The 919-nt window shown below is 78.7% G+C and carries 1 protein-coding gene; it reads right to left on the reverse strand.

Features of this window, described 5'->3' with window-relative positions:
* Positions 1-919: YifB family Mg chelatase-like AAA ATPase (locus tag IDM29_RS16830; protein WP_188037854.1), on the reverse strand; the 919-nt coding region annotated here is incomplete at both ends.

Below are 919 nucleotides of genomic sequence, written 5' to 3' on the forward strand. Positions count from 1 at the left end.
CGCGCGCAGCCAGGCGCCCGTGACCTCGCCGTTGGTGCGCCACGGCGTCCCCGCCAGCCTCGTCCGCGCCGCCGCACGGGCCCGCGCCACCCGCGCCGCGACGGCGACGGTGGGCTCCGGGTCACCGGCGCCGTGGCGGTCGGCCCGCGTCACCGGCAGGACCTCGAGCTGGAGGTCCACCCGGTCCAGCAGCGGACCGGACAGGCGGGCGAAGTAGCGGCGGCGCTGGAGCGCCGTGCACTCGCACGACAGCCCCTTGCCGACCGATCGGCCGCACGGGCACGCGTTGGCGGCCAGGACCAGCTGGAAGCGGGCCGGGAAGCGCGCGCTGCCTCCCGAGCGGTGGATCACGAGCTCGCCGTCCTCGAGCGGCTGGCGCAGCGTCTGCAGCACCCGGGTCGAGAACTCCGGCGCCTCGTCCATGAACAGGACCCCGCGGTGCGCCCGCGACGCCGCCCCCGGCCGTGGCAGTCCGGAGCCGCCGCCGACCACCGCCGCCGGCGTCGCGGTGTGGTGGGGGTTCTCGAACGGTGGCCGGCGCAGCAGCCCGTCCTGGGGCCGGAAGGTGCCCGCGACCGAGTGCACCGCTGTGACCTCGACCGCCTCCTGCTCGTCGAGGTCCGGCAGCAGGCCCGGGAGCCGCTCGGCCAGCATCGTCTTGCCGGCGCCGGGCGGGCCGACCATGAGCAGGTGGTGCCCGCCGGCCGCGGCCACCTCGAGCGCCCACCGCGCGGTGCGCTGCCCGACGACGTCCACCAGGTCCGGTGCCGCCCGGCCCCGCGGCGGCGCGGTCTCGGCGAGCGCGGGCTCGACGTCCGGGAGCTCGTCGAGCTCGGCGCCGTGGGCGACCGCGACCTCGGCCAGCGACGCCGCCGACCAGACCTCCGCGCCGGGCACGAGCCGGGCCTCCTCCGCGTTC

The organism is Actinotalea sp. JY-7885, assembly GCF_014525465.1.
Taxonomy (GTDB): Bacteria; Actinomycetota; Actinomycetes; order Actinomycetales; family Cellulomonadaceae; genus Actinotalea.